The following is a 26445-nucleotide window of genomic DNA, read 5'->3' on the forward strand; positions in this document are numbered from 1 at the left end:
TTCCCAAAATTGAGAATGCAGGCGAAAGGGCTCAGGGATGACCGCGAAAACTTCCACGACGACGGTGGCGGCTCGGCTCAGTGGCGAGGCGGTGATTCCGCTGCACACACTCGATCCGGCCGGGTCACTGGACGACCTCGAATGGCTGGACGAGGCGATCGGTGACGCGCGAGTGGTGGCGATCGGCGAGAGCGCGCACTACAACCGCGAGTTTTACGAGCTCCGGAACCGCCTGCTGCGCTACCTGGCCGAACGGCACGGGTTCAGCGCCTACGCGATGGAGACCGGATTTGTCGAAGGACGGCTGGTCGACGACTGGGTCCGAGGCGGTGACAACCAGCTCGGCGAGGTCATGGCGAACGGTATGACGTCGCTGATGGGACTGTGGACGCCGATGGGCGCCCATCTGGAGTGGATGCGGCAGCACAATCGCACGGCCGCGCGCCCCGTCGGCTTCTACGGGATCGACCTGCCGGGCTCGATGGTGTCCCTGCTACCTGGCCTGGACGCCGTGCTCGCCTACCTTGAGCAGGCAGATCCGGAATTCCAGCCCGACCCGGGCATGCGGGAGACGGCCTCCGCCTTCGCGGCCCCGTCCGCGTTCTCCGCGCCCGCGGCCATGACCGCGTACGGCTCGCTCGCAACCGAGACCAAGGACGCGCTCACGGCCGGCCTCGCCGACCTCGCCGCGCGTATGACGAGCCGGCGCCTGGACTACATTCAGCGGACCACCGTCGACGCCTACGAACGTTCGCTCCGTTCGCTGCGTATCACTGTCACGCTCGACAGCATCGCTCGCGCCATGGTCCGCGGCGACCAGCAGGCGGCGATGTGCGACCGCGACGCCGCGATCGCGGACACCGTCGAGTGGATCCTGCGCAGAGAGGACCGCGTCGTCCTCGCCGCCCACAACGGCCACGTCCAACGCCGACCGCTGACGCTCCCCGGCATGCCGCCGATGACCCCGATGGGCATGCACCTCGCCGACCGGCTGGGCGCCGACTATCTCGTCATCGGCACGACCTCGGGCAGCGGCCAGATCCTCAGCACAGGGGCCGACTTCTACACCGGCACGCTCTTCGCCGACATGGAGGCGCCCCAGCCCGGCAGCCTCGACGCGCTCATGGCCGCGAGCCACGACGGCCCGTTCGCGACCGACCTGCGACGGCTGTCGCCGGCCGACACCGACACCGTCCGTGCCGCCTCCCAGCAGCGCGCCGGCGTCGGAGCCTTCTACTCCGACCAGAGTCCGCTGGACGCCTTCGACCTCGTCGTCCACCTTCCGTACGTCACGGCGGCCGAGCCCGACCACGCCGCGCTCGTCCACGCCCCGCACGACGTACGGCAGGCGTTCTCCCAGTGGAAGCCGAACTGACACTGGACCTGATCACCCCATGGGGGTCGATGCCCTGGAAGGGCCGGGCATGGCCTCCACAGAGGTCGACGCCCGATCACGTCACAACGGTGGGCTCCCCTCCTTGATACGGGGAGCCCACCGCCCACCTATGGCCGGAGCAGGCGGCCTAGGGTGAAGGTCAGAGCTTCGCCGGGGGCGCGCCGGCGTCGATCAGCGGCATCGGGGCGTCGGAGACCGCGATCCGGTTGGTCCCGCACATGGCGCCGACGGTGTGTACGATCCAGGCCTGCTGGCCTGCTTCGGTCTCCGGATGCCAGGTCATGTTGATGCCGGAGGAGGTCTGTTTGCCCCCGTCTTCGGTGCTGAGCGACAGCGTGGCCATGCCGACGATGCCGCCGTCGTGCCCCCACAGCTTCCCGCAGGGCGTGTCGTAGGAGATGAGGCCGAGCCCGTAGTTCATGGTGTCGGGGCTGCCCGGTCCCAGCGTGATCGGGACGGTCTTGCGCATCTCCGCCAACTGGTCCCGACCGACCAGCCGGCCGGTGAGCAGCGCCCGGTAGAAACGGTTGAGGTCCTCCATCGTTGAGACCATCGCGCCGGCCGTGCCGACGTACGACATGTTGAAGGTGCTGAAGTCTCTGAGCGGGAAGGAGCCGAACAGGGACGTGTATGCCTTGGCGTGCGGACGCGGGAGATCGGATGCGCTCGGGAAGAACGTGTGTTCAAGGCCCGCCCGCTGGATGACGTGGCGGGTGACGTAGCGTTCGGCGGGCATTCCGCTGACCTTGTCGAGCAGCAGGCCGAGCACGATGTAGTTGGTGTTGGAGTAGCTTCCCGGGGACTCGCCGGGCTCGCTCGAGGCGCCGACGCTGAGACCGAGCTTGACGAGTTCGTCCTTGGTGTACTGCCGTACGCGCATCTCTTCGAGGCTGTCGGGGCTGGTGATGAGCGCGCTGACGTAGTCACCGATGTGGCTGGTGTGGTTGAGCAGCATCCTGACCGTGACGCGTCGATCGGGCAGCAGCCCGGGCAGGTACTGCTCGACGGGGGCGTCCAGCTCGAGCCTGCCCCACTCCACCAGCTGCAGGACGGCGGTGGCGACGAAGGTTTTGGTGATGCTGCCGACCCGGTGGTACATGCCCGGCTGCATGGGGCGCCTGGCCTCCAGGTCGGCCAGTCCCGTGGCACCGCGCCAGCGCTGCCGTCCGTCCTGGACGGCGGAGTAGGCCCCGGGGAGGCCGCCCTTGGGTACCTCGTCGAGCGTGCGCTGCAGTTCCCGCCGGTCGAGTCCCGGTGCGGCGGCGTGCGCCGTCGGGGCGAGAGCCGCCGTGGCGAGCAGCGTCCCGAGGCCCAAGGCGGCGATCTTCCTGACGGCTTGCTTCAGGAGGGTGGGGACGGGGCGGCCGGCAGTGGGATCAAGCACCGGTGATCCTCCTCAGGACGGCTGTGTAGGTGGCGAACGCGGCCTTGCCCTCGTCGGTGAGGGACAGCGAGGTGCGGGGCCGCTTTCCGACGAAGCCCTTGGACACCTTCACGTAGCCGGCCTTCTCGAGGATGAGCACGTGCTTGGACAACAGTGAGTCGCTGACCTCGAGCGTCTCCTTGAGGAAGCGAAAGTCGACCCGGTCGGCGGCGGCGAGCGCCGCCATGATCGACAGGCGGACGGGGGCATGGATGATCTCGTCGAGATCGTGCCGTGGGTGCGTGCTCATCGTGTCTTCATCAGCCGCCAGGCGGCGTAGAGCATCGGCAGCCCGCTGGCCACACAGAGCGCGGCGCCGGGCACCGTCCACGATGAGGAAAGGGGTGCGGGCCCGTACACGAAGAACAGCGCCGCAGGGGCGAGGAACAGGACGAGGTCGCCGCCCGCCACCCAGTACATGATCTGGGTGAGGCGCCGCCCCTTGGCGCCGATGCGCATCATGAGGGCGCACAGCACCAGGGTGAAGAGCATCCAAGCGAGCGTGACCGGAGGGCGAAGCGTCGGGGCGAAGAGCATCCCCGCCCAGAAGAGCGGTTGACCGATGCCGCTGGCGAGGCAGATCGCGCCGTAACGGCGCTCGGCGGCGCGGACGTGGCCCTCGACGCGCTGGATCTCCTGCAGGGCTTGAGCTGGTGAAGGGGTGTTCATAGATCCTCCTTGCTTCAAGTACTCGTCAAGCTAACATGTACTCAACCGTCATTCAAGTACATGCTTTGCGGTTGATTGGCACCGTTTGTCGATCAAGCCCCTGGACAGGGGTGCAGCTCTGATTCGGATCAGTTCGGCGATGTCGGCATAGATCGGCGCGCGGTCCACGTCCTTGCTTGGTGACACTCCAAGGAGGACAGGTGGATCCAGGATTTGCGGCGGACTTCCGGGCGTTTGTCATCGATCGATCAGGGGCGCTGTTCCGTACCGCGTACTTGCTGACCGGTGACCGGCACGCCGCCGAGGACCTGGTGCAGTCGGCGTTGGCGAAGACGGCCGCGAAGTGGCGCGGCCTGCGCGACCCCGCGTCCATCGAGGGTTACGTCCGCCGTGTCATGTACCACGAGCAGGTGAGCTGGTGGCGGCGTCGTTCCCGCGTCGCGGAAGTGCCCACCGGATGGCTGCCCGACCAGATCGGCGGAGAGCACGCCGAGATGGTGGACCTTCGCGTGGTGATGCGTACGGCTCTCGCCCGGTTGACCCCCCGGCAGCGGACCATGCTCGTGCTCCGCTACTTCGAGGACCTGTCCGAGACCGAGATCGCCCGGCTGCTCGGCCTCAGGGTGGGGTCGGTCCGCAGCCAGATTTACCGGTCGCTGGAGCGTCTGAAGAAGGCGGCACCTGAACTGAGCACCGTGAGGGAGTTCGGATGAACATCGAGGATCTGCTGCGCGAGACTCTTTCCGACATGGCCCACGAGGAGCAGCCACCACCGCCTGGCCGGTTCCTCCACGTCAACGGGAGCCGATCCCGTCGCCGCGGCCTCGCGCTGGCGGCGGCGGCAGCCGTCACTGTGCTGGCGGTCGGATCCACGCTTGCGGTCCAGGGCCTGTCCTCGCGCACGGTGGCCCCCGCGGTCCTCACCGGGCAGGGCTCCGGTGAGACGCGTGCGGAGACCCGGAACACCGTGACGGTGAACGAAGGACTGCGGCTCTCAAATGTTTTGAAGAATCTGTCGGCCGCCACCGGCAAGCCGCTGAAGGACTTCGAACGGGCGGCCAAGGACGGTGCGGCGCTCGGCCTTCCCGCCTACGCCAAGGGCAGGCTGGAAGGATTCGCCTACCCCGCGACCTATGAGGTCTCGCCCATGTCGAGCCCGGAGGAGATCCTCGCCGCGATGGTGACACGCTTCAGGAGCGTCGCCGAGGACGCCGACCTGGTGGAAGGCGCCAAGCGTGTCGGCCGTACGCCACTGGAGATCGTGATCATCGCCAGCATCGTGCAGGCCGAGTCGGGCGACAAGCGCGACATGCCCAAGGTCGCGCGGGTTATCTACAACCGGCTGAACCACACGCCCGAGATGGGGCTGAGGATGGACAGCACGGTCCTGTACGGCCTGAACAAGTTCGGCCTCGCGGCTTCGCACGAAGATCTCCAGAGCCGGTCGCCGTACAACACCTACCTGCGCCGCGGCCTGCCGCCCGGTCCCATCGGCAACCCGGGCGCCGACGCCATCGAGGCTGCCCTGAACCCGGCCGCCGGCAACTGGCTGTGGTTCGTGACGACCGACCCGAAGAAGGGCGTCACGAAGTTCGCCGACTCCGAATCCGAGTACCTCAAGCTGGTCGAGGAATACAACAAGAACCGCAGGGCCGGGTGATGGAGCGGCGCGCCGTAGTCCTCAGTTCACCGATCGGGCACGCTCCCTCTCCTCGTACCTCCATCGGGTCGCGACGACGCTCTCCGCTGGGCTACCGCTCGCGTGGCGGAGCCACTGGCCGTCCTCCGCGCGCGCCGGGACCGGCGGCTGCTCCTGGCTGGGGGAGCAGCCGTCCGATCCGGCGGGGCCGCGGTCGAGCACCCATGTCGCCGAGTGTCGCCGAGGACGCCCAGGTGACTCAGACGCGGAGGACCCCGTGCGGGAGGGCGACGGCTTCGCGGCCGTTCGGCGCGCGAACGGTTCGCGCGGCCAGTAGCGCGTCGACGACCGCTTCCTCCACCGAGTCCAGGACGGCGGCGAAGACGGCGTCGAGCTCGGCCGGGCTCAGCGTTCTGGGGGCGTCGGAGGGCTCGGCGGAGAAGGCCAGCCCGTAGTCGCCGCTGCCGTGGCTGTACGAGGCGCCGGCCCTGCCCAGCGCGAAGACGCCCCTGGCCGCGATCCGGGACAGTTGCAGGGCGCCGCACGGAACGTCGAGGCCGACCACGACGACGCAGGAGCCACGCTCATCGGAATGTCCCGCTCGCCTCAGGCCCAGGCTCTCCGGAGTGATCGTACGGCCAAGGAGCCGCAGGTCACCGCCCATGTTCGCCTGGACCAGCACGCCTACCGTCGCCTCGCGGTCGCGCAGGGACACCCGGCGTGACGCCGTGCCGATGCCCGCCTTGAAGCCGAGCGCGCAGGCGCCCGTGCCGCCGCCGACGTTGCCCATCGCCACCGGCCCGTCGGATGCCCCGTCGAGGGCGGCATAGACGTGCTCGGCGGTCACCGGGCGCGGGTCTCCCGTCGAGAGCCAGCCGTTGTTGACCTCGCCGACCACCGGGTTGACCGAGACGATCGGCTCGCGGCTGCGGTCGATGAGCCAGCTCAGCAGGCTGTCGGCGACCCCGAACGTGGACAGGGTGGAGGTCAGCAGGATGGGCGTCTCCAGCTCGCCGAGCTCCATGACCTGCGTGGCGCCCACGAACTTCCCGTAACCGTTGCCGACGTGCAGTCCGGCGGGGACGGCACAAGCCCGGTCAGCGGTCAAAGCGGTCGGCACGATGGCGGTGACACCGGAGTAGACGCCCGTATTGTCATCAAAGACGGTTGTCTGTCCCACGAGGATCCCCGCCACATCGGTGATGGCGTTGAGCGGCCCCGGTTCCAGACGACCGACCACATGTCCGAAGTCCCGCAGGCGTCGTCGCTGCATTCAAGTCAACCCTCTCGTAGTGCGGACCCTTGAATTGTGAGTCCTCCTCCACGTTCGTACGTGTTTGCGGGGGCAGAAAACGATCGACGAACCCGTTGCGGGGGGACCTCCGCTCAGGGGCCGGCGAGCATTCCGGCGGCCATGACGCGCAGCGAGGCGGCCAGTCGCGCCGACTCTCCGCGCTCCAGCAGCCGCAGGACCGGTTCGCTCTGCAGGCTGCCGAGCAGGATGTGGGCCAGCAGCTCCGCGTCCAGGTCCGGCCGCCGCTCGGCGATCAGTCCGCTGGCGTGGCCGTGCCAGAACTGGTAGACGGGTCTGCCGTCCGGCGGCCCCTCAGCGTGGTCGTCTTCCCGCTCCTTGCCGGAGGAGCTTTTGGAGGAGGTCGTGGCCGCGTGGCCCAGCGCGGCGAGCAGTCCCTTGTTTCGCCCGACGAGTTCGGCGACCGCGTCCAGGAAGGCCATCAGCCGTTCCTCCGGAGGGGCTCCCGGGCCCAGCGGAGGTGGCCCGTTCGTGATGGCCTCGCCCATTGCGTACGCCCGTTCCCGCATCAGCGCGACCATCAGCCCCATCCGGCTGCCGAAGCGGTGGAACACGGTGCCCTTGCCGACCCCGGCCGCGGCGGCCACCCGCTCCATGGAGACCTGCTCGGGCCGGTACCGGGCCAGCAGTTCCTCGGTCGCCCGCAGGATCGCCTCCCGGTTCCGCGCCGCGTCGGCGCGTTCGCGCCGCCCCTCAGCCATGACGCTCCCCACCCATGAGGACCTCTTCCACATAGACAAGTGGACCGTCGGTCAAGTACGCTCGCGCATAACTTGACCACCGGTCCAGTTTATTCGGAACCCAGGAGGACATCATGCGCCGAATCCGCTATCACGCGTACGGCGGCCCCGAGGTGCTCGTCATGGAGGAGACCGATCCCCCGATCCCCGGCCCCGGCCAGGTACGGCTCCGCGTCGAGGCGATCGGCGCGAACTTCGTCGACGTGAAGTTCCGCCGCGGCCCGGACGCCGGCGGCATCTACCGGCGGGACCTGCCGGCCGTGCTGACCGGCGACGTGGTGGGCACGGTCGAGGACATCGGCCCCGGTGTCGAGCCCGGCCTCGTGGGCCGTCGGGTCGCCGCGCTCGCGGAGGACGCCTTCGCCGACCAGGTCGTGGCCGACGCCGAGTGGCTCGCGCACGTACCGGAGGGGATCGACGACGCCACCGCCAGCATCCTGCCGATGGCCGCGCCGGTGGCGCTGGGCGCCCTGCGCGCCGCGCGAACGGCGCCCGGCGAAACCGTGCTGGTCCACGCCGCGTCCGGAGGCATCGGCCACCTGGCCGTGCAACTCGCCAAGATCTCCGGCGCGACGGTGATCGCCACCGCCGGCTCGCCCGCCAAGCTCGAATTCGTCCGCGCGATGGGCGCGGACGCCGCCGTCGACTACTCCGCCGCGGACTGGCCCGAGCGGGTACGCGAGGCCGCGCCGGGCGGCGTCGGCGTCGTCCTGGACTCCGTCGGGGGAGGCGTGCTGCGCCGCAGCCTCGACCTGCTGGCCCCGTTCGGCCGGGCCGTCGTGTACGGCGCGGCGAGCGGCGAGCCCACCGACGTCCCCGTTACCAGCCTGTTCGCGCTCAGGTCCGTCACGGGATTCTCGCTGCTCGCCCTGCGCGCTGCCGCCCCGAAACAGGCGCGCGAGGACGTGGAGGAGGCCGTGCGGTACGCGGTGGAGGGCAGGCTGCGCGCCGCGCTCCATGCCCGCCTGCCGCTGGCCGAGGCGGCCGAGGCGCATCGGATCCTGGAGGGCCGCTCCCAGCTCGGCCGCGTCCTCCTCGTGCCCTGACGTCTCCCCGCCGTCGAGGCCGCCACCGCGCATCCGCTGTCGGCCGCGGTTCGCCTTCGGCAGGGACGGCCACGAACTCGAGTCACAGGCGACGGTCGGGCCCTACCTCAGCCACTCAGTGACGAAGCCCTGCTCCTCGTGAGCATCCCGGAGCTGCCGCCTCCGCCGGCCACGACGCACCAGAGCGTCCACGACGGCGTACAGGAAGATGATGAGCGCACAGGTAGCGCCGACAGCGGCGACGACCACGCCGACGACGAGGAGCAGGGAAGCGACGACCTTCCAGACAAAGTAGAAGATGATGGATAAGTCGTACAGCGACAAGGCGGCTCCTCATCACGTCAGAGGGGCGGTTTCTCGTCGGCCTGGCAGCGCTCGGGAGCCCCCTTGAGCGTCAGAGTGCCGTAGGAAAAGGGCGAGAGTTCTGACAACGGACTCTGACTGATCTATTACGGACCCGCCGATCACGGAAGTGGTCGTTCAGGTACGGCGCGCGAGGGTGCTGGTCAGGGTGTAGCCGCGGGTGATCGCGACGAGGTCGCCGTCCTCCCTGGTGGCCGCGACCAGACCGGCAGGCCGGGGCAGGAATCCCGGCACCGCTGAGAAGCCGTCCGTTTCGGCGATCGCGGTGACGCGGATCCGGTCCGAGTCCGGGAGCCGCACGGTGATCTGGACTCCCGAGGCGGGGATGCCGCGGAAGCGGATCTCGGCGGGCCAGGTCCCGGCTCGCGTGCCGCTGACGGGGATGCTCACCGGACCGAAGCGACCGGCCGCCGCGGTGGCCCGAGTTATCGGGCGGTCGAGGCGCAGCGTCACGGAACGGGCGCCCCTTCCGGCGGTCACGTGCAGCTTGAGCGTGCGCCCGTCGTACGCGATCACGGTGGCTCGCGGGCCGTCGGCGGTGATCGCGGGGGCGGGGCCGGTCCACAGTGTGCCGCGCGCGTACCCCGGAGGAAGCGCCGCGGTGTCGTGGCCGGAGACGTACCGCCTGGTCCACTCGGCGGGGTCGGTGTCGGCGCTGACCCAGTGGGCGACGCGGGTGTCGGCGTCCATGACGTACGCCAGGTGCGTGCGCTGCGGCCGGTCCGCGCCGAACGTGTCCGTGACCAGCCCGGTGCCGACCAGGCTCAGCGCGAGGACGGCGGCGGTCAGGGGCACGGCGACGACGATGCCGCGGTTCGGCCTGCTGCCCGGGTCGGGCAGGAAGAGTTCCACGATCGGCAGCACGGTCAGCCCGAACAGTGCCAGGACCAGCGCGCTCACCCCGCCGAGCGCCAGCCCCATCCCGTCGAAGGCGTTGCCGGCCAGCGAGGGCAGGACCATGGCGGCCGTGATCGGCCCGAGCGTCGCCGCCGCCACCCGTGCCCAGGCGGACGTGGGAAGCAGGAGCGCCGCCAGCGCGCCGAGCGCGCACATCAACGCCGGCAGGGTGAACAGGAAGGCCGCTCCGGGAGCGAACCGGGCACACAGCACGCCGAGCGCGGCCGGCCAGGTCAGCGCGCCGACCGCCAGCGCCGCCGGCCCGAGCCTGCGGCGCAGCGGCAGGTACCAGCCGAGCACCGCCAGCGCGGACAGGACCACGACCGCCGCCTGGTAGGGCCGCGGGCGGTGCAGGAGCCCGCCCATCGTGTCGTAGGCCGGCCGTACGGCCACCAGCAGCTCCCACAGTCCTTGCGCCAAAGCGGCGGACGCGAGCAACGGCACGACGGCCGAGGCCGCCGCCACCGTCAGCCGGGGCAGGCTGAGCAGCCGCCTGGCGCGGGCGAACAGCGCCGGCCCCGCGACCGCGAGGACGGACAGCGCGGCCAGCGGCCAGACGACCACGTCCGGATAGGTGATCACGGTCCCGAGGGCGCGGAAGTACGTGACGTCATGATCGGAGGTCAGCGTCCGCAGGTCTGCGTTCCCCAGGGAACGGGCCAGCGCCAGCATGTTCGCGCCGTGGTGCTGCAGGCTGCCGCGGTCGAGGTTCGCGATGGTGTCCTCGGCGGTGTGGTAGAGCGAGGAGCGCTCGATGTAGGCGAAGTTCATGCCGGTGAATCCGGCCTTGGTCAGCGGGGCGAAGTCGGTGTTGTTGGGCAGCAGCCGGTACATCTCGACCATGGAGGAGTCGCCGCGCGGAGCGGGGACGGCGTCGACGAACGTCTCGACCAGCCGGGCGTTGTCCCGGGAGGTCTCGAACATCAGCGAGGGGCCGCTCGTGCCCCGGGCCTCCCAGTTCAGCAACACACCGCCGGTATGTCCCAGCGGATGTTCCCGGACGAACGCCTCGGCGCCGAGCACGCCGTCCTCCTCGCCGTCCGACATCAGCAACACGATGTCGTTACGCGGGTTGGCGCCCGAGCGCAGCGCCCGTACGGCCTCGATCATCGCGGCCACCGCCGCGCCGTCGTCGGAGGCGCCCGCACCCATCGCCGCGGAGTCGTAGTGGGCGGCGATGAGCACCGTGCCGGTCGAATCGGTTCCGGGGAGCCGGCCCACGATGTTGTCGACCTGGCCGAAGGTCGCCAGCCCCGCCGCCGAGCGGGCCCCGACGGACCGCTGGACCTCTACCTGGAGACCCGAGGCGCGTAGTCGAGCGGCCAGGTAGTCCCTGGCCCGGTCGCGCGCCGCGCTGCCGATGGGCCGCGGTTCGGCGGCGAACCGCTTCAGGTGGGCCAGTGCCCGTTCGGCGCTGAACTCCGCGGTGGGCGCCGAGGCCGGCAGGGGCTGCATCGTGCTGTCGGTCATGGCGGACAGCATGATCACTGCGGCGAGGGTGGCGAGGGCCGCCAGTCCGGCGAGTATCCGTCTCGGGACGTCGAATAGCTTTCGGATCACGGATGGCGACGGTAGGTCCGGCCGCCGGGGCCGCGGTATGAGGCCGATCTCCGCGTGTATCTGTGGTTTTCCGCACCCCGGAACGGCCGCATGCCTCATTCCGGCCATATCGTGACTCTTCGTAATTTCGTGGCATGACGGATTGGCTGATCGAACTGATGGAAAGCCTCGGGGCACCGGGTGCGGGGCTGGCGATCGCGCTGGAGAACCTTTTCCCGCCTCTCCCGAGCGAGGTGATCCTGCCGTTGGCCGGATTCACCGCGTCTCGAGGTGAGATGGACCTGGTGAGTGTGCTGCTGTGGACCACGGCGGGTTCTGTGGGGGGCGCGCTGGCGCTGTACTGGGTGGGCGCGCTGCTCGGCCGCGAGCGCACGCTGGCCCTGGCCGCCCGGATCCCGTTGCTGAAGGTCTCCGACATCGGCAAGACCGAGGCATGGTTTCTCCGGCACGGCCGCAAGACGGTGTTCTTCGGCAGGATGATCCCCATCTTCCGCAGCCTGATCTCGATTCCCGCCGGGGTGGAACGGATGCCGCTCGGCTCCTTCACACTGCTGACCACGGTCGGCAGCCTCATCTGGAACACGATCTTCGTGCTGGCCGGCTACGTCCTGGGGGAGAACTGGTCGCTGGTCGAAACGTACGTCAACGTGGGCACCAACGGGGTGATCGCCCTGGTGCTGCTGGCCGTGCTCGTCTTCGTGGGGGTCAGGCTGGGCGAGCGGCGCAGGGGACGGCATGCGGCTCGCGGCTAGGGGTCTGAGGCTGCTGGGGGCGGTGGTCCTCGGGACGGTCACCGCCCTGCTCGACCTCGTCTTCGTCCTGGTGACGCTGCCGTTCACCGGTCGGCCGGGCGTGCGGGAGGCGGCCCGGCGGCTGGCCGTGCTCGACGCCCGCCGCCTGCGCCTGGATCCCACGGATCTGGGGCTCACGGCGGCTCACACCGACGGGCGCGAGCTGCGCTACCTGGCGGCCAGGGCGCCGGTGGGCGTGCTCGGCGGCCTGGTGGTCTTCCTGCTCGGCTGCGGCGTCGGCACGGCCGTCGTCCTGGCGTGGTCCTGGGGAAGGGGCCGGCCGGTCGACGGCATGCTGCCCAGCCTCCCGCTGCTCGCCTACTTCTGCCTGGCAGGTCTCGTCCTGCTGTTCCTCGACCTGTCGGGCCTCGTGGGGGTGCACGCCCTGGAGCAGCGGCTGGCCGTACGGATGCTCGGCCCGGACCCCTCGGAGGCGCTGCGGCGCCGGATCGCCGAGCTGACCGAGAGTCGTGCCGGGGTGCTGGCGGCGGTCGACTCCGAGCGGCGCAGGATCGAGCGGGACCTGCACGACGGGCTGCAGCAGCGGCTGGTGGCGCTGTCCATGCTGGTCGGGCGCGCCCGACGGGGGCGGCCGGAGCTGCTGGAGCAGGTCCATGAGCAGGCGCAGCAGGCGCTGGTCGAACTGCGCGAGGTGGCCTGGCGCGTCTACCCGTCAGCGCTCGACTCCCTGGGGCTCGCCGATGCTCTGGCCGGGGTCGCCGAGCGTTCCGGCGTTCCGGTCACGGTCGTCTGCGACCTGTCGGCACGGCCGCCGGCGGCGGTGGAGACGGCGGCGTACTTCGTGGTCAGCGAGGCGGTGACGAACGCCGCCAAACACTCTCAGGCCACCGGGATCACCGTGGAAATCAGCAAGCACGACAAAATGGTCATCGTGCGTGTTCAGGACAATGGCGTGGGCGGGGCGGCCGCGGGGAGCAGCGGGCTCTCGGGGCTGGCGAGGAGGGTGGCCGCGCTGGACGGCCGCTTCACGGTGACCAGCCCGTACGGCGGGCCGACCCTGATCGAGGCGGAGCTGCCGTGCGGGTGATCCTGGCCGAGGACTCCACCCTGCTGCGCGAGGGGCTGGTCCGGTTGCTGGCCGAGGAGGGCCACGAGGTGCTCGCCGCGGTGGGCGACGCCGAAGCGCTGCTCGCGGCGGTGGCCGCGCAGCAGCCCGACGTGGTGGTGGCCGACGTGCGCATGCCGCCCACGCACACGGACGAGGGGCTGCGCGCGGCCCTGGAGATCAGACGACGCCGGCCGGACGTCAAGGTGCTGGTGTTGTCGCAGTATGTGGAGAAGAAGTACGCCACCGAGCTGATGAGCGAGAACATCGAAGGCGTCGGCTACCTGCTCAAGGATCGGGTGGCCCAGGTGGGCGATTTCCTGGACGCGCTGGAGCGGGTCGGGGCCGGGGGCACGGCGTTCGACCCGGAGGTGGTACGGCAGTTGCTCGCCCGGACCAGCCACGCCGACCCCCTCGCCCAGTTGACCGGGCGCGAGCGGGAGGTGCTGGAGCGGATGGCGCAGGGCATGGCCAACGCCTCGATCGCGCAGGCCTTGCACGTGTCGCAGAGCGCGGTGGAGAAGCATGTCAACGCGCTGTTCGACAAGCTGGCGCTGTCCCACACCACCGGTTACAGCCGCCGGGTCCTGGCCGTACTGCGCTATCTCGGCTCCTGAGCCGGGGGCATACCGGTAGAACCACCGACAGAACGTTCATGCCCTCACGGGGTGCGGGGCGTCCTGCCGTGCGGGCTCCCCGGCCTACTCATGGGCCGGCCTGCTCAAGGAACGTGCGGACCTCCTCCGCCTCCGGAACACCGAGCTCCCCGTAAAGGCCGAGGGCCAGCCGCCCGTGCGCACCGGCCTGCTCTGAGTGCCCGAGTGCGAGGTGGGCGCGCGCCAGCCCGTCGTGCGCACGCGCCTGCTCCGGCCGGTTGCGCGTCAGGTCGGCGAGCGCGAGCGCGGCCGTGTGCTCCTCGACCGCCCGAGCCGGGGCGTCCGCCGCCTCGGCCAGCCCGTTGAGCGCGGCCGCCTCGTCGGCGGTGTCGCCGAGCTCGCGGTAGAGAGCCGCGGCCTGCTCGTGGCGGGCGCGGGCCTGGGCGAGCTCGCCTTGGTGCCGCAGGACGACGCCGAGGTGGTTGAGGGTCACCGCCTCTCCGGCCGGGTTGCCCACCTTGCGGTGGAGCGCCAGCGCCAGGTCGAGATGGCGCCGAGCCTCCTCCGGACGGCCGGCCCGGTCGAGGACGAGGGCGAGGAGGCCGAGCACGTGGGCCTCGGCCCAGGAGTCGGCGCCGATCCGGGTGAGGTCGAGCGCCTGCTTGAGGTACTGCTCCGCCTGAGTGTCCTGGCGGCGACGCAAGGCCACGTTTCCCAGGGTGAGGAGCGCCCGAGCCCGTTCGTGGTCCTCTTCGCACCCGTCGAGGGCCTGGAGGGCGTGCTCCTCCGCGCGCTCGTATTCGCCGCGCCGCCAGTAGGTCCAGGCCAGGTCGGTGAGCGCGCGCGCCTGGACCTCGCGGTCGCCGAGCTTGCGGCTGCGCTGGAGCGCCAGGGTGTGCAGCGTGAGCGCGTCGTCGTGGTGCGCCTGCTGGTCGAGGTAGGGGCGCATCGTCAGAGCGAGGAGGCCGAGGCAGATCTCGGGTCCGTGGACGGCGGTCGCGATGATGTTGGAGCGCTCGGCGTCGAGCCAGGCGATCGCCTCCGCGGCGTCGCGGATGGGCGCGATCGGGGCGGCCGGCTGGGGGACGCCCTCCCGCTGGCTGACACTGTGCGGGAAGAGCCGGTCCATCGCCGCGCGGGAGCGGTGCAGGTAGTAGACGAGCAGTCGCATGACGGCGCCGTCGTCCGCGGCGATCGAGCGCGCGTGCTCGCGGAGCAGGTCGTGGAAGGTGTATCTGCCCGGTTCTAGCTGCAGGAGCATGTGGGCGTCGAGGAGGCCTTCGAGGAGTTCCTCCGCCTCGTCCTCCGAGATCCCGGCCAGTGCGGCCGCGCCGTAGGCGTCGATGTCGCGCCCGGGCGCCAGTCCGAGCAGGCGGAACATGTGCTGCTCGGCCTCGTGGAGTTGCTCGTAGGAGAGGGCGAAGGCCGCCGACACCCCGTCCAGGAGCCGGCGATGGTCCCGCAGCCGGCCCGCCAGATAGGACACGGTCCAGCGCGGGCGGTGCTGGAGACGGGCGGCGGAGATTCGGATGGCGAGCGGCAGGTACCCGCACAGGCGCAGCACCTCTTGTACGGCCTCCGGCTCGTGGTGAGCGCGTTCGCCCACGATCCGCTCGAACAGCCGGGCCGCGTCCTCCTCGCCCAGCACGTCGACCGACAGCGCGTGGGCGCCGTCCAGGTCGATGAGCCGCCGCCTGCTGGTGACCAGGAGGAGGGTGTCGGAGTGGCCCGGCAGCAGGGGGCGCACGTGCTCGGCGTCGAGGGCGTTGTCGAGTACGGCGAGCACGCGGCGATCGGCCAGCTCGGCGCGCCAGAGGGCGCTCCGCTCGACGAGCGTGATCGGGATGCGGTCCGCGGGCACCCCGAGCTGTCGGAGCAGGGCCTCCAGCGCGGCGGTGGCGTCGATCGGCTCCCGGCCCGCGGTGTGGGCGTGCAGGTCGATGAAGAGCCGGCCGTCCGGATAACGGGCGGCCAGCCGGTGGGCCACGTGGACGGCGAGCGTGGTCTTGCCGACCCCGGCCATGCCGTCGATCGTGACGACCGCCGGCCCGTGGTGCTCGCCCAGCTGCTCCAGCTCGACGGCGCGTCCGGAGAAATCCGGAATGTCGTAGGGCAGGAAGGTGGAGCGACGCGGCGGGCCGGGAACCGCCGGCGCCGCGTCAGCCAGGCGCAACGCCGGGTCGTCCGCCAGGACCGCCCGCTCCAGCTCGGTGAAGGCGTGTCCGGGGTCGAGGCCCTGTTCGTCCGCGAGAGCCGTACGGTACGAACGCGCCGCGGCCAGGGCGTCGGCCTGCCGACCCGCCCGGTGCAGGGCCAGGACGAGGTGGCCGTTGAGCTTCTCGCGGAGCGGGTTGGCGGTCACCTGGGCGGCGAGCTCGTCGAGTAGATCGCCGTGCCGCCCGGCGGCGAGCCGGCCCTCCACCAGGCGCTCGTACGCCGACAGGCGCCGGTCGGTCCAGAGCTCCCGGACGCCGCTGACGTAATGCGCGTGCACGTCCTCCAGCGCCTCGCCGCTCCACAGATCCAGGGCCTCGCGCAGCTCACCCGCGGCCACCAGCTCGGTGAACTCCTGCGCGTCGACCTGTCCGGGCTCCGGCTGCGCGACGTAGCCGCCGGCCCGAGTCTCAAGGAGGTGTCCGGCTCCCGCACCGCGCAGGACCTTGCGGATCGCGGTGATGGAGGCATGGATCTGCGATCGGGCGGTGTCCGGCTGGTCGTAGCCCCACATCGCGTCGATCAGCCGCTCGATGCTGATCACCCGGCCGGCATTGAGCAGAAGGTAGGCCAGCACGGCCCGGTGACGTGGGGCGATGCCCGTCAGCGGCGCGCCGTCGGCGACCATCTGGACGGGGCCGAGAAGGGTGAAGCGCAGCATCGTCTCCCCATCACCATCGCATCGTGCGCGCATAGCGAATGTATCAATCCGGGCAGCCAGTCTGATCTCACACGAACTGAGACGGAGGAAAGCACGATGGAAGCCCGGATGAAGAACCCCGTGACGATCATCCCCGCCGCGATGAAGCCGATCATGGAGTTGATGAAGGCCGCGCAGTCGCAGGGTCTCCCCCAGGAGCTCATGGAGATGGTCCACCTGCGGGTCAGCCAGATCAACGGCTGCAGCTTCTGCGTCGACGCCGGCCTGAAGAACCTGCGCAAGCTCGGTGAGAGCGACGACCGTATTGGCCTGGTCGCCGCCTGGCGCGAGGCTCCGTACTACACCGACGCCGAGCGGGCCGCGCTGGAGCTGGCCGAGGCCTCGACCCGGTTGGCCGACCGCGCCGACGCCGTCCCCGACGACGTCTGGAACAACGCCGCCGACCACTTCGACGAGCAGCAGCTGGCCTCGATCCTGCTGATGACCGCCGTCACCAACCTCTTCAACCGCCTGAACGCCCCGGTCCGGCAGATCGCCGGCAGCTGGTAAGCCACGAACCCCCACACACGTAGGAGACACCGAAATGTCCGTCGTCCGCTCGCACCGCTACTCCGTCGCCGACGCCGACCTGGAGGAGTTCCTGGCCCGCCGGAGCTCGCTGATCGCGACCGTCCGGGAGGGGCGCCCCGGGCTCACCCACGTCGTGCTGATCCGGCTCGAGGACGGCACCTACACCGACACCTGGCACTGGGAGACCGCCGGGCAGATGGGCGCCGCGCTCGCCGCCCTCCCCACCTTCCCGGAGGCGCCGCTGACCATGGCCCTCACCAAGGACGGCACCGCCCTGAACGGCCAGGTCGTCGACGAGCGCTAGTGCCGTGACCGGCAAGATTTGCCCGGCCGCGGCGGATCGTCATCGGTGATCTCCACGAAGCTTGCATGTTACACCTAGTAGTCATATAGGCGTATTTCGTAGTGTATGGGTGTCGTGTAGAACGCGACGTGAGATCAAGGGTGTCCGGGGCTGATTTCAGCGGGAGGCCCACGTCCCGCGCCCTGCTGCTGTCGACCGGCCGCGACAGGGTGCGGAGCCGGTCGATCCCTTCTCCTCTGTGCGCGAGTGAGCCCGGTATTCACACACGGTAATCATCGGGGAGGTCGCTGTGGTCCACGATCAGGTATCAGGCTCGGTAGCGGGATCGGCGGTGCGGGACGACGAAGCCATCGCCACTCTGACGAACCTTCTCACCCCCGAGCTTCTTCTCCGGCCCAAGCGACTCGCGCCCGCGGGTGGCTGGCGTCGTATGGTCTACCAGGCCACCGGAGGGATCGTGCATCTCGGCGAGCCGCCGGAAGAGATACACCGTCGCCACCTGATCGGCCTCGCCCGGACGCCGGTGGCAGGCGGCCATCACCGCGTGGCGGTGCTCAGCCTCAAAGGCGGTGTCGGCAAGACCACCACGGCCGTGGGGCTGGGGGCCATGCTCAGCAGCGTCAGAGGCGACCGCGTCATCGCGGTGGACGCCAATCCGGACCGCGGAACCCTCTCGGACCGGGTGCGACTCGAGACGCCCACGACTGTCCGCGACCTCCTCACCGAGCTCCGCACGATGGACAAGCCGCGGTACGCCGACGTTCGCGCGTTCACGTCGCAGTCGGCGTCGAGCAGGCTGGAGATCCTGGCATCTTCCCGTGACCCGGCCGTCTCCGAGGCGTTCAGTGCCGACGACTACCGGACCGTCGCCACGCTCTTGGAGTACTTCTACTCGATATGCATCACTGACTGCGGCACCGGTCTCCTGCATTCGGCCATGTCCGCGACCCTGGAGTTGGCCCACCAGATCGTTCTGGTGACCATCCCCTCCGTGGCCGCCGCCCGGTCGGCCGGTGCGACCCTGGACTGGCTGGAAGCCCACGGTCATGCCGAACTGGCGCGAGCGGCGACCGTGGTCCTGTCGGGGGTACGCCAGGAGAGCAGGTCCACCGTGGACACGGACGCACTGCGCGTCCACTTCGGTGAGCGCTGCCGGACCGTGATCAGCATTCCGTTCGACCCGCACCTGGAGGAGGACTCCGAAGTCGAGCTGGACCAGCTGAGTCCCGCGACGTACGAGGCCTACCTGACCCTCGCCGCCACGGTGGGCGCGGCCTTCCCGCAGCAGCGCCGTCCGTTGGGCGAGCATGAGGAGCGCGCCACTCCATCGCCGGCAGAGCTTTTCCACCCATCCGAGTTCGACAACGAAGTCGTTCATCCGGGCAAGACCGTGGTCGCCGACTGACAGAGGGACGACGAAGCCCGGTTCCGCGTTCGGAACCGGGCCAGGTCCCGTTCACCGACGGCCTGCACCGGCGGGGGAGGGCAGGGGGTCAGCTTGTCGAGGCGGGGCGGGGTGTCGGCTTGGTGCCTTCGCCCGGTACTTCGACCGCCGGGCAGCTGGTGCCCTCCTTGGGCGTCTTGAGGTCGATGAGGAAGGCGTCGATCACGTCGTTGACGCAGGTGCTCGATCCGAAGGCGACGGTGGAGGGGTAGATGGTGTGCCCGAAGCCCTCGTAGGTCACGAGGGAGGCTCCGCTCTGCTTGGCGGAGTTCTTGGACCAGGCGTACACGCTCGCGGGGTCATTGAGGTTGCCGATCATGACCAGCGGCAGGCCGTCCTTCACCCTCAGGGGCTTTTGGGGGTTGGCGGCCTTGCCTTGCCATCCCACGCAGTCCAGCGCACCGTCGGTGGCGTTGGGGTTCCACTCGACGTTGGGGTAGCGCTTGGACAGCCGCGCGATGGTGCTCTTGAGCTCGGCGTAGTTCTTGATCTCGAAGGTCCAGTCCTGGCACCACATCCCCTGCCGCGGGTAGGTCATGGTTTCGGGCAGGTCGGGCTGCTGCGACGCCGGCGAAGGCGAGGATGGATCCGTGCCGTCGTACAGCGACTTGAAGAGCGCGGCCAGATCCTTCCAGTACTCCGGCGAGCTGACGGCCTGGGCTCTCCCGGTCAGCATGCCGAAGTCGACCTTCATGCCGGCGGCCGGGTCCACAAGCTTCCCGCTCTTGGCACGCTTGCGGAGGACACCGTAGACCTTCTTGGCGTCCATTCCGTACAGGGCGCAGTCGGAGGTCTTGTCGCACCAGTCCGCCCACTGGACGAAGTTCTTCTCCATCGCCGCAGTCTGGCCGTCCAGGAAGTCCCACGCGGATCGCAGGCTGCGGTCCACGTTGCCGTCGGCGACCAGGGCTCGCACGTGCTGGGGGAACTTCTCGGCGTACTGCTGGATCATGAGGGTGCCGTAGGAGTACCCCACCTGGGTGATCTTGTCTTCGCCCAGGGCGGTCCTGATGGCGTCGATGTCCCGGATGACGTGCAGGTTGTCGAGGTGGTCGTACAGCGGGCCGGTGAGCTTTCGGCAGTTCCGGCTGAGCTTCTGGTTGGCGCGTTTGAGGGCGGCGAAGTCGGCCGCGCTCCGGCCGGCCCGCCTTTTGGCCTCGTCCGCCTGGATGATCAATTCCGTGGCGCACGTGACCGGGGTGCTGGTGTTGACACCGCGTGGGTCGAAGCTGATCACGTCGAAGCGCTCGCTGACAGCCGAGGTGAACAGGTTCGGCTTCCGTTTGACCTCGTCGACACCGGAGACTCCGGGGCCGCCCGGGTCCATGAGGATGGAGCCGATGCGGGCGCTCGGCTTGGTGGCCTTGCGGCGGGCCAGGCCGATCTCGATGGTCTGACCATTCGGGTGGGACCAGTCGAGCGGCACCTTGATGGTCGCGCACTCGACCGCCGCCTTGGCGTCTTCACAGGCATGCCAGTTGATCTTGCTCTTCGTGGACGTGGCGTGGGCCGGGACGGCCGTGCCCGCTGCCAGGATCAACGCGGCACTGAGAAGGGCGGTCAGGCGATCGGTGCGAGATCTGGTGGAGGAATGATGTTCGTGGACTCGTAGCCTCACCGGGCGTCCTTTCGTCGGGGGATCAGGAGTTCGGCAACGAAGGGCGGCATCACGCGCGAATCGCGGTCGTGGCCGTTGCGGCTTGACGGATGCCGAACTCGACAGGTGAGAGGTATACGGGAGCGGCGGTTTCGGGAGGGTTTCATGCGCGTCCGGCGGCGGCCGAGCTCTGTCAGGGTGTTCTGCCTGGTCACAGGGCATGCCGAGGGTGCCCGGCGCCGCGCTGTTCGTCCGCGGCGCCGGGTGGCGGTCGGGGCGGTGGGCTCAGGTGGTTCGCAGGGCTTCGGTGGGTTGCATACGGGCGGCGCGCAGCGCGGGGAGAAGCCCCGCGACGACTCCGATGGCGACGGCCGCGCCGAGCCCGCCGCCCCAGGCGAGCGATGGCACCACGGTCGCCCACGCCTTGACATGGGCATAGACCGCCGTGGCCGCCACCCCGATGACCACTCCGGCGGCCCCGCCGAGCGCGGCGAGCAGGATCGCCTCGGACAGGAACTGCAGCCGTATATGTCCCTTGGTCGCGCCGAGCGCGCGCCTGAGCCCGATTTCCGACCGGCGCTCCAGCACGGAGATGACCATGGTGTTGGCCACGCCGATGCCGCCCACGAGCAGGGCGACCGCGCCGAGGCCGAGAAAGAGGCCACCCAGCGCCGACTGCGCCGCGGCGCGGGCCACCAGTGCCGCCGAGGGGCGGCTGACGCCGACCTCGCCGGGGTTTCGCGGATTGGCCGTGGCGGCGAGCACCTTCTGCACGTCGCTCACCTGCTCGGTCTGGGCGCGCACGTACACCTTGGACGGATGGCCGTCGAAATTCAGGTACTTCCGCGCGGCCGGATATCCGACCAGCACCGAGGAGTCGATCTCGGGGGTCAGCGCGGCCCGGTTGAGTATCCCGGCCAGGTAGAACCACTGGCCGCCGACCCAGATGCGCGCGCCCGGGTGGATCCTGGCGATGCCCAGGCGGGCGGCGGCGTCCGAACCGAGCACCGCGACCGGTTGCTCGGCCGTGGCGGCGTTGAGGTAGCGGCCTTGGGCGACGGTGGCGCGTACCGCCGCGGGCAGGTTCAGGCTGGCGGCGTGGACGCTGATCGAGTTGGTGTTGAAGCTCGGGATGTGCGGGCTGCGGTAGGCACTCGCCTCCACCTTCCCGGTGTGTTCGACCATGTCCACCGGGCCGATCCTGGCGATCATCGCCGGGGCGTCCACGGGCAGCCTGGCGTCGGTGCCGCCCATGGTCTGGCCGGGGGTAACGGTCAGCAGGTTGGTGCCGAGCTTGTCGATCTCGGCCAGCAGCCCGGCCTGCGAGGAGGCCGACAGGCCGAGCACCGCCACCATCGCGGCGACGCCGATCGCGATGCCGAGGGCGGACAGGGCGGCGCGCATGCGACGGGTACGCAGGCCGACGACGGCGGTGCGGGCCAGGTCGGCCGGGTGCAGCCGGCGGGGGGCCGATCCGTCGCGATGAGGGGGCGTCATGGCCGCTCCCTTCGCGTGTCGGCGACGACGCGGCCGTCGAGGACCTCGATGCGGCGGGGCAGCCGCGCGGCCAGCTCCCGGTCGTGAGTGATCATGATGATGGTGGCGCCTTCGGCGTTGAGTTCCCGCAACAGCGCGAAGATCGCGTTCCCGGAAGCGCTGTCGAGGTTCCCGGTCGGCTCGTCCGCCAGCACGATGTCCGGGTCGCCGGCCAGCGCACGCGCGATCGCCACGCGCTGCCGTTCACCGCCCGACAGCTCCGGCGGCCGGTGGTGGAGGCGATGGCCGAGCCCGACTCGCTCCAGGGCGGCCGTGGCGGCCCGCGTCCGCGTTCCGTGCCGGGCACCCGAATACAGCATCCCGTCGGCCACGTTCTCCAGCGCGGTGGCGTGCTGGGCCAGGAAGAACTGCTGGAAGACGAAGCCGATCCTGGACGCGCGAAGCCCGGCCAGCGCCCGGTCGGACATGCGCGCGACATCGTCGCCCACGATGTGGACCGTCCCGGAGGTGGGCCGGTCCAGGGTGCCCATCACCTGCAACAGGGTCGACTTGCCCGAGCCTGATGGGCCCACGACGGCCACTAGTTCGCCCCGCCGTACGGTGAAGGTGGCCTCGGCGAGCGCCACCACCGGGGTGGCGCCCGGGTAGATCTTGGTCACCCGCTCAAGTTGGAGCACCGGCTCGTCTCCCTGCCGGTCGCCGAGCGGCCGTGGTTCCGCCTGAACGCCGGTCATGTGCCCGGCACCACGATGTTCTGATCGGCCGCCAGGCCGTCGCCGGCGACTTCGACCGTGCCGGCGCTGTCGTCGAACAGCCCGGTTTCCACCCGGATCAGCCGGTGTTTGCCGTCCGTCTCCACGGCCTCGACCGCGTAGCCGCCCCCGGCCAGCGCCAGCAGCGCGTTCACCGGAACCGACAACACGTCCTCGACTGTGTCGGTCACGATGGACACGTGCACGGGCGCCTGGTCGAGCCGTCCCGTCGCCCGCGGCTTGAGCGGTTTGATGCGAACCTCGACGGTGGTGCCGCTGTCCGCTTTCACGGCCATCTTGCCTACCGAGGAGACCAGGCCGGGGGCGGTCGTGCCGTCGGGCAGCGTGATGGTCACCTTGTCGCCGGTCGCGACCTGGGACTGCCGGCTCGCGTTCAGTTCGACGGTGATCTGGCGAGCCGTCGACGAGGCCCGCAGTACCACGGACCCGGCCGCCGCCATGCCACCGGGCACCGCCAAGACCTTGGTGACGCGGATCCGCCCGGCGGGCACGAACACCGCCTGGCCCAGGGTCAGGGTCCCTGTCTGCTCCAGCCCCACCGCCTCCTGCAGTTCTTTGAGCGCGTAGTAGGTCCGCCGTCCGAAGTAATCGGAACCGGGGTCGAGCTCGCCCCTGGTGGCGTACCCGAGATCCACCAGCGCGGTGTTCAGTTGCCGTACGTCGGTGCCCTGCGTGCCCCAGGACAGGTCGCGGTAGATCGGGACCTCACCGCGCAGCAACACCACAGGCTTGCCGTCCACCTGGTAGAGCACCCGGCCCTGGGAGACGACCCGGCCCACCGCGGGCAGCCCGGTCACGGTGCCGCCGGCCTTGTTGACCACCTGATAGTCGCCCGCGTAGCCGAGCGTGCCGTTCTCCATCGTCCTGGCCGACAGGGTCCCCCTGGTCACCTGTGCCAGCGCCGTCGCGACCGCGGTCCGGGCCGGTGTTTCCTTCGCCCCGGCGGCGAACGGTCCGGACAGCGCGAACCGCGCACCGGCCGTGATCACCGCCCCGCCCACGAGGACCGCCACGAGCCGGCCGAGCCGACGGCGGCGCGGACGCCGGCCCTTCGCGCTCGCCGGACCGGCGTCCACCGTCTGGGCGGCACTCACGAGGTGCCGCCCTTCATCTGCGTCGGCTGCGGCCTGTTCCGCGGCTGGTACTGCTCACAGGCCCCATCCGCCTTCGTGAACTGCTCCGAGGTGGGGTCCACGGTGCCGTTCTGCGGGAAGATGAACCCGCCGTTGTCGTCGGGGTCGGGGAAGCTCGGCACGCCGTTCTCCCGCATGCACGCGGCGTACTTGAGCTTGTCCGACACCGGCCAGGAGTCGTCGGGCAGGTGCGGCCGGTCCGGGGCCGGCGGCTGGAACCGCGCGCAGCTCTTCTCCGCCGCCTTGAACTGCGGGGAGTCGGCCAGCTCCGGTGAGAAGGCGAGGCCCTTCTCGGGCTTGGGGTCGGGGAAGTCCGGCATGCCGTTCTCCCGCATGCACCGGGCGAAGGCCAGCGCGTCCCCCTTGACGGCGGTCGCGTCCGGGGACGTCGCGCCGCCTGCCTGGGGCGCCGCGGACGCGACGGTCCTGGCCGGCCCCTCGTCGCCGGCGCAGGCGGCGGTGGTCAGCGCGGTGGCCAGCGCGACGGACGCCAACACGGCGGCCGGCACGCCGTCCCGCCGCACGCGGACTTTCCCACGTGTGTTCGTACCTGTAACGCTTCGCATGTCGCTCTCCATCACGTCCGACGAGGTTCTTGTCCCGACAGCCCGCACGCCCAAGGCCGAGAGGGTGCGTTTGGCGGAACGCGACCGTTTGTAGGGGAGCCGTGGTTTCGGCGCGGTTTCACCGCCCCTGACCCGCGGACGAAACGCCGCCGAAACCGGGGGTGAAGGATGCTGGCGGAGATGATCTGTCTCGGCGGAGGGAGCCGTGGGTGCGGGTGCTCGTGGTGGAGGACGACGAGGTGACGGCGCGAACGGTGGCGGTGGGGCTGCGCAGAGCCCAGATGGCCGTCGACGTGGCGCTCGACGGGCCCGCCGGGCTGGAGCGCGCGCTGTTCAACGACTACGACGTGATCGTGCTCGACCGCGACCTGCCGGGGATGCACGGCGACGACGTGTGCGCGCGACTGCTCGCGGCCGGCTGCCGCAGCCGGGTGCTGATGCTGACCGCGGCGGCGACGACCGAGGACCTGGTCGACGGTCTCGGCCTCGGCGCCGACGACTACCTCACCAAGCCCTTCGACTTCCCCGCGCTGGTGGCGCGGATCGGCGCGCTGGCTCGTCGCGCCCATCCGGCGGTGCCCCCTGTGCTGCGCCACGGCGATCTCGCGCTTGACACCGCACGGTGCCGGGCCAGCCGGGGCGATCGGCCGCTGGAGCTGACCCCCAAGGAGTTCGGTGTGCTGGAACTGCTGCTGGCCGCCAAGGGCCGGGTGGTCTCCGCCGAGGAGCTGCTCGAACGGGTCTGGGACGAGAACGCCGACCCGTTCACGAATGCCGTGAAGATCACCGTCAGCAGGCTCAGGACCAAGCTCGGCGATCCACCGATCATCGAGACTGTCGCCAGGCGCGGCTACCGGATCTGATGGCGTCCCTGTCGGCCCGCACGCGGCTCGCCGCCCGCCTGGCCCGTCCACACCTGCCCCGCCGTACCGTGCGATTGCGGCTGACCCTTCTGTACGGAGGCCTGTTCCTGGTCTCCGGCGCCGTCCTGCTGGCGATCACATACGTGCTGGTGCGCCATGCGGTCATGGGGCAGGCGGTCAAGAGCTTCATTCCCGCGCCGGACAACGCCCCCGTCCCCTCTCCGGGCATGCCGCCGCCCGGCAAGTTGCGCTCCGTTGAGCTGCTCCCTGCTCAGTTGCAGCAGGCCCTGGAACTCCAGAGGGCCGAGGTGCTGGACCAGTTCCTGAACAATTCCGTGATCGCGCTCGCCCTCATGTCGGTGATCTCGGTCGTGCTCGGCTGGGTCGTCGCCGGACGCATCCTGCGCAGGCTCCGTACGATCGTCGTGACCGCCCGAGAGATCTCGGCGACGGACCTGCACCGGCGCCTGGCCTTCGACGGCCCCGCCGACGAGATCAAGGCGCTGGGCGACACCTTCGACGGCCTGCTGGCCCGGCTGGAGGCGTCCTTCCAGGCCCAGCGCCGATTCGTCGCCAACGCCTCCCACGAGCTCCGCACCCCGCTGACCCGGCAGCGGGCGCTCGGCCAGGTCGCCCTCTCCGACCCCATGCCCACCGTGGAGTCGCTACGGGAGGCGCACGAAGAGATCCTCGCCGCCGGAGCCCAACAGGAACGCCTGATCGAGGCGTTGCTCACGCTGAGCCGCGGACAGGCGGGCATCGAGGCCCGCCATGCCTTCGACCTGGCCCGGCTCGGCGAAGATGTCGTGGACGCCCGCCGCGCGGAAGCCCGCCGGCGGGGCGTGGCGATCCGCTCGTCGTTCGGTGCCGCCCCGGCGGCCGGTCACCGCCCTCTCGCCGAACGCCTGGTCACGAACCTGGTGGACAACGCGCTGCGCCACAACACCTCGCCCGGCTGGGTAGAGGTGGAGACCCGGACCGCGGACGGCCATGCCGTACTCACGATCAGTAACTCGGGCCCTCGGGTGCCCCCTGGCGCCGTCGAACGCCTCTTCCAGCCCTTCCAACGTCTCGGTACCGCCCGCACGGAGCACACGGACGGGCTGGGTCTCGGTCTGTCCATCGTCCACGCCATCGCCACCGCCCACGATGCCGCCGTCACCGCGATCCCCAGGCCCGAGGGCGGCCTCACCGTCACCGTCACCTTCCCGCGGACATCACCTCTTGCGTGAAAAGCGCGCGTTCCCGGACGGTACGGCGCGTACGCATCGGTCGACGTCGAGGCACACGCCGTCGCCCACGCGATGAGGCCGCGATCATGTCCG

General features: G+C 70.4%; 25 protein-coding genes. 12 read left to right on the forward strand and 13 right to left on the reverse strand.

The annotated features are described in order from the left end of the window. The first annotated feature begins 37 nt into the window (after positions 1-37). Positions 38-1375, forward strand: coding sequence for an erythromycin esterase family protein (locus tag ACQP1V_RS02340; RefSeq protein ID WP_433418383.1), 1338 nt, complete (start codon positions 38-40; stop codon positions 1373-1375). A 160-nt stretch (positions 1376-1535) separates the two neighbouring features. On the opposite strand, the gene ACQP1V_RS02345 is transcribed toward ACQP1V_RS02340, so the two are convergent. Genes ACQP1V_RS02345 through ACQP1V_RS02355 form a run of 3 tightly spaced genes read right to left on the reverse strand, consistent with a single transcriptional unit; the run spans position 1536 to position 3488 of the window. Continuing rightward, positions 1536-2780: a serine hydrolase domain-containing protein gene (locus ACQP1V_RS02345; RefSeq protein ID WP_433418385.1), complete on the reverse strand. Its 1245-nt coding sequence runs from the start codon at positions 2778-2780 to the stop codon at positions 1536-1538. Further along, positions 2773-3069 carry a winged helix-turn-helix domain-containing protein gene (locus tag ACQP1V_RS02350; RefSeq protein WP_067136128.1) on the reverse strand — a complete coding sequence of 99 codons (297 nt, stop codon included), beginning with the start codon at positions 3067-3069 and terminating at the stop codon, positions 2773-2775. Before ACQP1V_RS02350 ends, ACQP1V_RS02345 begins: the two co-directional genes overlap by 8 nt. After that, entirely contained in the window at positions 3066-3488 is a 423-nt protein-coding gene (locus ACQP1V_RS02355) for a hypothetical protein (RefSeq protein ID WP_433418387.1), read from the reverse strand. The genes ACQP1V_RS02350 and ACQP1V_RS02355 overlap by 4 nt, the downstream gene beginning before the upstream one ends. A 200-nt stretch (positions 3489-3688) precedes the next feature. Here ACQP1V_RS02355 and ACQP1V_RS02360 point away from each other — a divergent pair, with 200 nt between their 5' ends. Further along, positions 3689-4201: a SigE family RNA polymerase sigma factor gene (locus tag ACQP1V_RS02360; RefSeq protein ID WP_433418388.1), complete on the forward strand. Its 513-nt coding sequence runs from the start codon at positions 3689-3691 to the stop codon at positions 4199-4201. Then, positions 4198-5148: an endolytic transglycosylase MltG gene (mltG, locus tag ACQP1V_RS02365; RefSeq protein WP_433418390.1), complete on the forward strand. Its 951-nt coding sequence runs from the start codon at positions 4198-4200 to the stop codon at positions 5146-5148. The genes ACQP1V_RS02360 and mltG overlap by 4 nt, the downstream gene beginning before the upstream one ends. 238 nt (positions 5149-5386) lie before the next feature. Here the strand turns inward: mltG and ACQP1V_RS02370 are convergent, their stop codons facing one another. Beyond that, a complete protein-coding gene (locus ACQP1V_RS02370; RefSeq protein WP_433418392.1) occupies positions 5387-6400 on the reverse strand; it encodes a P1 family peptidase in 1014 nt (337 codons plus the stop codon). Positions 6401-6513: 113 nt separating this feature from the next. Then, on the reverse strand, positions 6514-7140 hold the full coding sequence (locus ACQP1V_RS02375) for a TetR/AcrR family transcriptional regulator (RefSeq protein ID WP_433418394.1): 627 nt from the start codon (positions 7138-7140) through the stop codon (positions 6514-6516). Positions 7141-7253: 113 nt separating this feature from the next. Between ACQP1V_RS02375 and ACQP1V_RS02380 the strand changes: the two genes are divergently transcribed. Next, positions 7254-8225, forward strand: coding sequence for a quinone oxidoreductase family protein (locus ACQP1V_RS02380; protein ID WP_433418396.1), 972 nt, complete (start codon positions 7254-7256; stop codon positions 8223-8225). Between the two features lie 102 nt (positions 8226-8327). On the opposite strand, the gene ACQP1V_RS02385 is transcribed toward ACQP1V_RS02380, so the two are convergent. Both ACQP1V_RS02385 and ACQP1V_RS02390 read right to left on the reverse strand, forming a co-directional pair. Beyond that, positions 8328-8549: a hypothetical protein gene (locus ACQP1V_RS02385; RefSeq protein WP_433418398.1), complete on the reverse strand. Its 222-nt coding sequence runs from the start codon at positions 8547-8549 to the stop codon at positions 8328-8330. A gap of 156 nt (positions 8550-8705) precedes the next feature. Next, the gene (locus ACQP1V_RS02390; RefSeq protein WP_433418400.1) at positions 8706-11045 is read right to left on the reverse strand and encodes a M20/M25/M40 family metallo-hydrolase; all 2340 of its coding nucleotides are present in this window, start codon (positions 11043-11045) and stop codon (positions 8706-8708) included. A gap of 134 nt (positions 11046-11179) precedes the next feature. Between ACQP1V_RS02390 and ACQP1V_RS02395 the strand changes: the two genes are divergently transcribed. Genes ACQP1V_RS02395 through ACQP1V_RS02405 form a run of 3 tightly spaced genes read left to right on the forward strand, consistent with a single transcriptional unit; the run spans position 11180 to position 13519 of the window. Then, entirely contained in the window at positions 11180-11797 is a 618-nt protein-coding gene (locus ACQP1V_RS02395) for a DedA family protein (protein WP_433418402.1), read from the forward strand. Further along, on the forward strand, positions 11781-12884 hold the full coding sequence (locus tag ACQP1V_RS02400; RefSeq protein ID WP_433418404.1) for a sensor histidine kinase: 1104 nt from the start codon (positions 11781-11783) through the stop codon (positions 12882-12884). The genes ACQP1V_RS02395 and ACQP1V_RS02400 overlap by 17 nt, the downstream gene beginning before the upstream one ends. Beyond that, positions 12875-13519 (forward strand): response regulator transcription factor, encoded by a 645-nt coding sequence (locus ACQP1V_RS02405; protein ID WP_433418405.1) that lies wholly within the window; start codon positions 12875-12877, stop codon positions 13517-13519. The genes ACQP1V_RS02400 and ACQP1V_RS02405 overlap by 10 nt, the downstream gene beginning before the upstream one ends. Before the next feature lie 88 nt (positions 13520-13607). Here the strand turns inward: ACQP1V_RS02405 and ACQP1V_RS02410 are convergent, their stop codons facing one another. Next, positions 13608-16373 carry a BTAD domain-containing putative transcriptional regulator gene (locus ACQP1V_RS02410; RefSeq protein WP_433418407.1) on the reverse strand — a complete coding sequence of 922 codons (2766 nt, stop codon included), beginning with the start codon at positions 16371-16373 and terminating at the stop codon, positions 13608-13610. 108 nt (positions 16374-16481) lie between these two features. Between ACQP1V_RS02410 and ACQP1V_RS02415 the strand changes: the two genes are divergently transcribed. The 3 genes from ACQP1V_RS02415 (at position 16482) to ACQP1V_RS02425 (ending at position 18652) form a co-directional block, all read left to right on the forward strand. Next, complete coding sequence (locus ACQP1V_RS02415) at positions 16482-16922, forward strand: carboxymuconolactone decarboxylase family protein (RefSeq protein ID WP_387415629.1); 441 nt, start codon at positions 16482-16484, stop codon at positions 16920-16922. A gap of 34 nt (positions 16923-16956) precedes the next feature. Further along, the gene (locus ACQP1V_RS02420) at positions 16957-17247 is read left to right on the forward strand and encodes a hypothetical protein (RefSeq protein WP_433418408.1); all 291 of its coding nucleotides are present in this window, start codon (positions 16957-16959) and stop codon (positions 17245-17247) included. 331 nt (positions 17248-17578) lie between these two features. Continuing rightward, positions 17579-18652 (forward strand): AAA family ATPase, encoded by a 1074-nt coding sequence (locus tag ACQP1V_RS02425; RefSeq protein WP_433418410.1) that lies wholly within the window; start codon positions 17579-17581, stop codon positions 18650-18652. Positions 18653-18740: 88 nt separating this feature from the next. Here ACQP1V_RS02425 and ACQP1V_RS02430 read toward each other — a convergent pair whose 3' ends face one another. The 5 genes from ACQP1V_RS02430 to ACQP1V_RS02450 all read right to left on the reverse strand — a co-directional run bounded on the left by ACQP1V_RS02430 (position 18741) and on the right by ACQP1V_RS02450 (position 24215). Then, positions 18741-20231, reverse strand: a complete 1491-nt coding sequence (locus ACQP1V_RS02430) for an alpha/beta hydrolase (RefSeq protein ID WP_433418412.1) — start codon at positions 20229-20231, stop codon at positions 18741-18743. A 342-nt stretch (positions 20232-20573) separates the two neighbouring features. Next, a complete protein-coding gene (locus ACQP1V_RS02435) occupies positions 20574-21785 on the reverse strand; it encodes an ABC transporter permease (RefSeq protein WP_433418414.1) in 1212 nt (403 codons plus the stop codon). After that, positions 21782-22519, reverse strand: coding sequence for an ABC transporter ATP-binding protein (locus ACQP1V_RS02440; protein WP_433418415.1), 738 nt, complete (start codon positions 22517-22519; stop codon positions 21782-21784). Before ACQP1V_RS02440 ends, ACQP1V_RS02435 begins: the two co-directional genes overlap by 4 nt. Continuing rightward, entirely contained in the window at positions 22516-23652 is a 1137-nt protein-coding gene (locus tag ACQP1V_RS02445) for a peptidoglycan-binding protein (RefSeq protein ID WP_433418417.1), read from the reverse strand. Before ACQP1V_RS02445 ends, ACQP1V_RS02440 begins: the two co-directional genes overlap by 4 nt. After that, on the reverse strand, positions 23649-24215 hold the full coding sequence (locus ACQP1V_RS02450) for a hypothetical protein (RefSeq protein WP_433418419.1): 567 nt from the start codon (positions 24213-24215) through the stop codon (positions 23649-23651). Before ACQP1V_RS02450 ends, ACQP1V_RS02445 begins: the two co-directional genes overlap by 4 nt. A 251-nt stretch (positions 24216-24466) precedes the next feature. Here ACQP1V_RS02450 and ACQP1V_RS02455 point away from each other — a divergent pair, with 251 nt between their 5' ends. Continuing rightward, positions 24467-25120: a response regulator transcription factor gene (locus ACQP1V_RS02455; RefSeq protein WP_433418421.1), complete on the forward strand. Its 654-nt coding sequence runs from the start codon at positions 24467-24469 to the stop codon at positions 25118-25120. Beyond that, positions 25120-26352 (forward strand): sensor histidine kinase, encoded by a 1233-nt coding sequence (locus tag ACQP1V_RS02460; protein WP_433418423.1) that lies wholly within the window; start codon positions 25120-25122, stop codon positions 26350-26352. Before ACQP1V_RS02455 ends, ACQP1V_RS02460 begins: the two co-directional genes overlap by 1 nt. Positions 26353-26445: the final 93 nt, after the last annotated feature.

This window comes from Microtetraspora malaysiensis (assembly GCF_050947145.1).
In the GTDB taxonomy this organism is placed as follows: domain Bacteria; phylum Actinomycetota; class Actinomycetes; order Streptosporangiales; family Streptosporangiaceae; genus Microtetraspora_A; species Microtetraspora_A malaysiensis.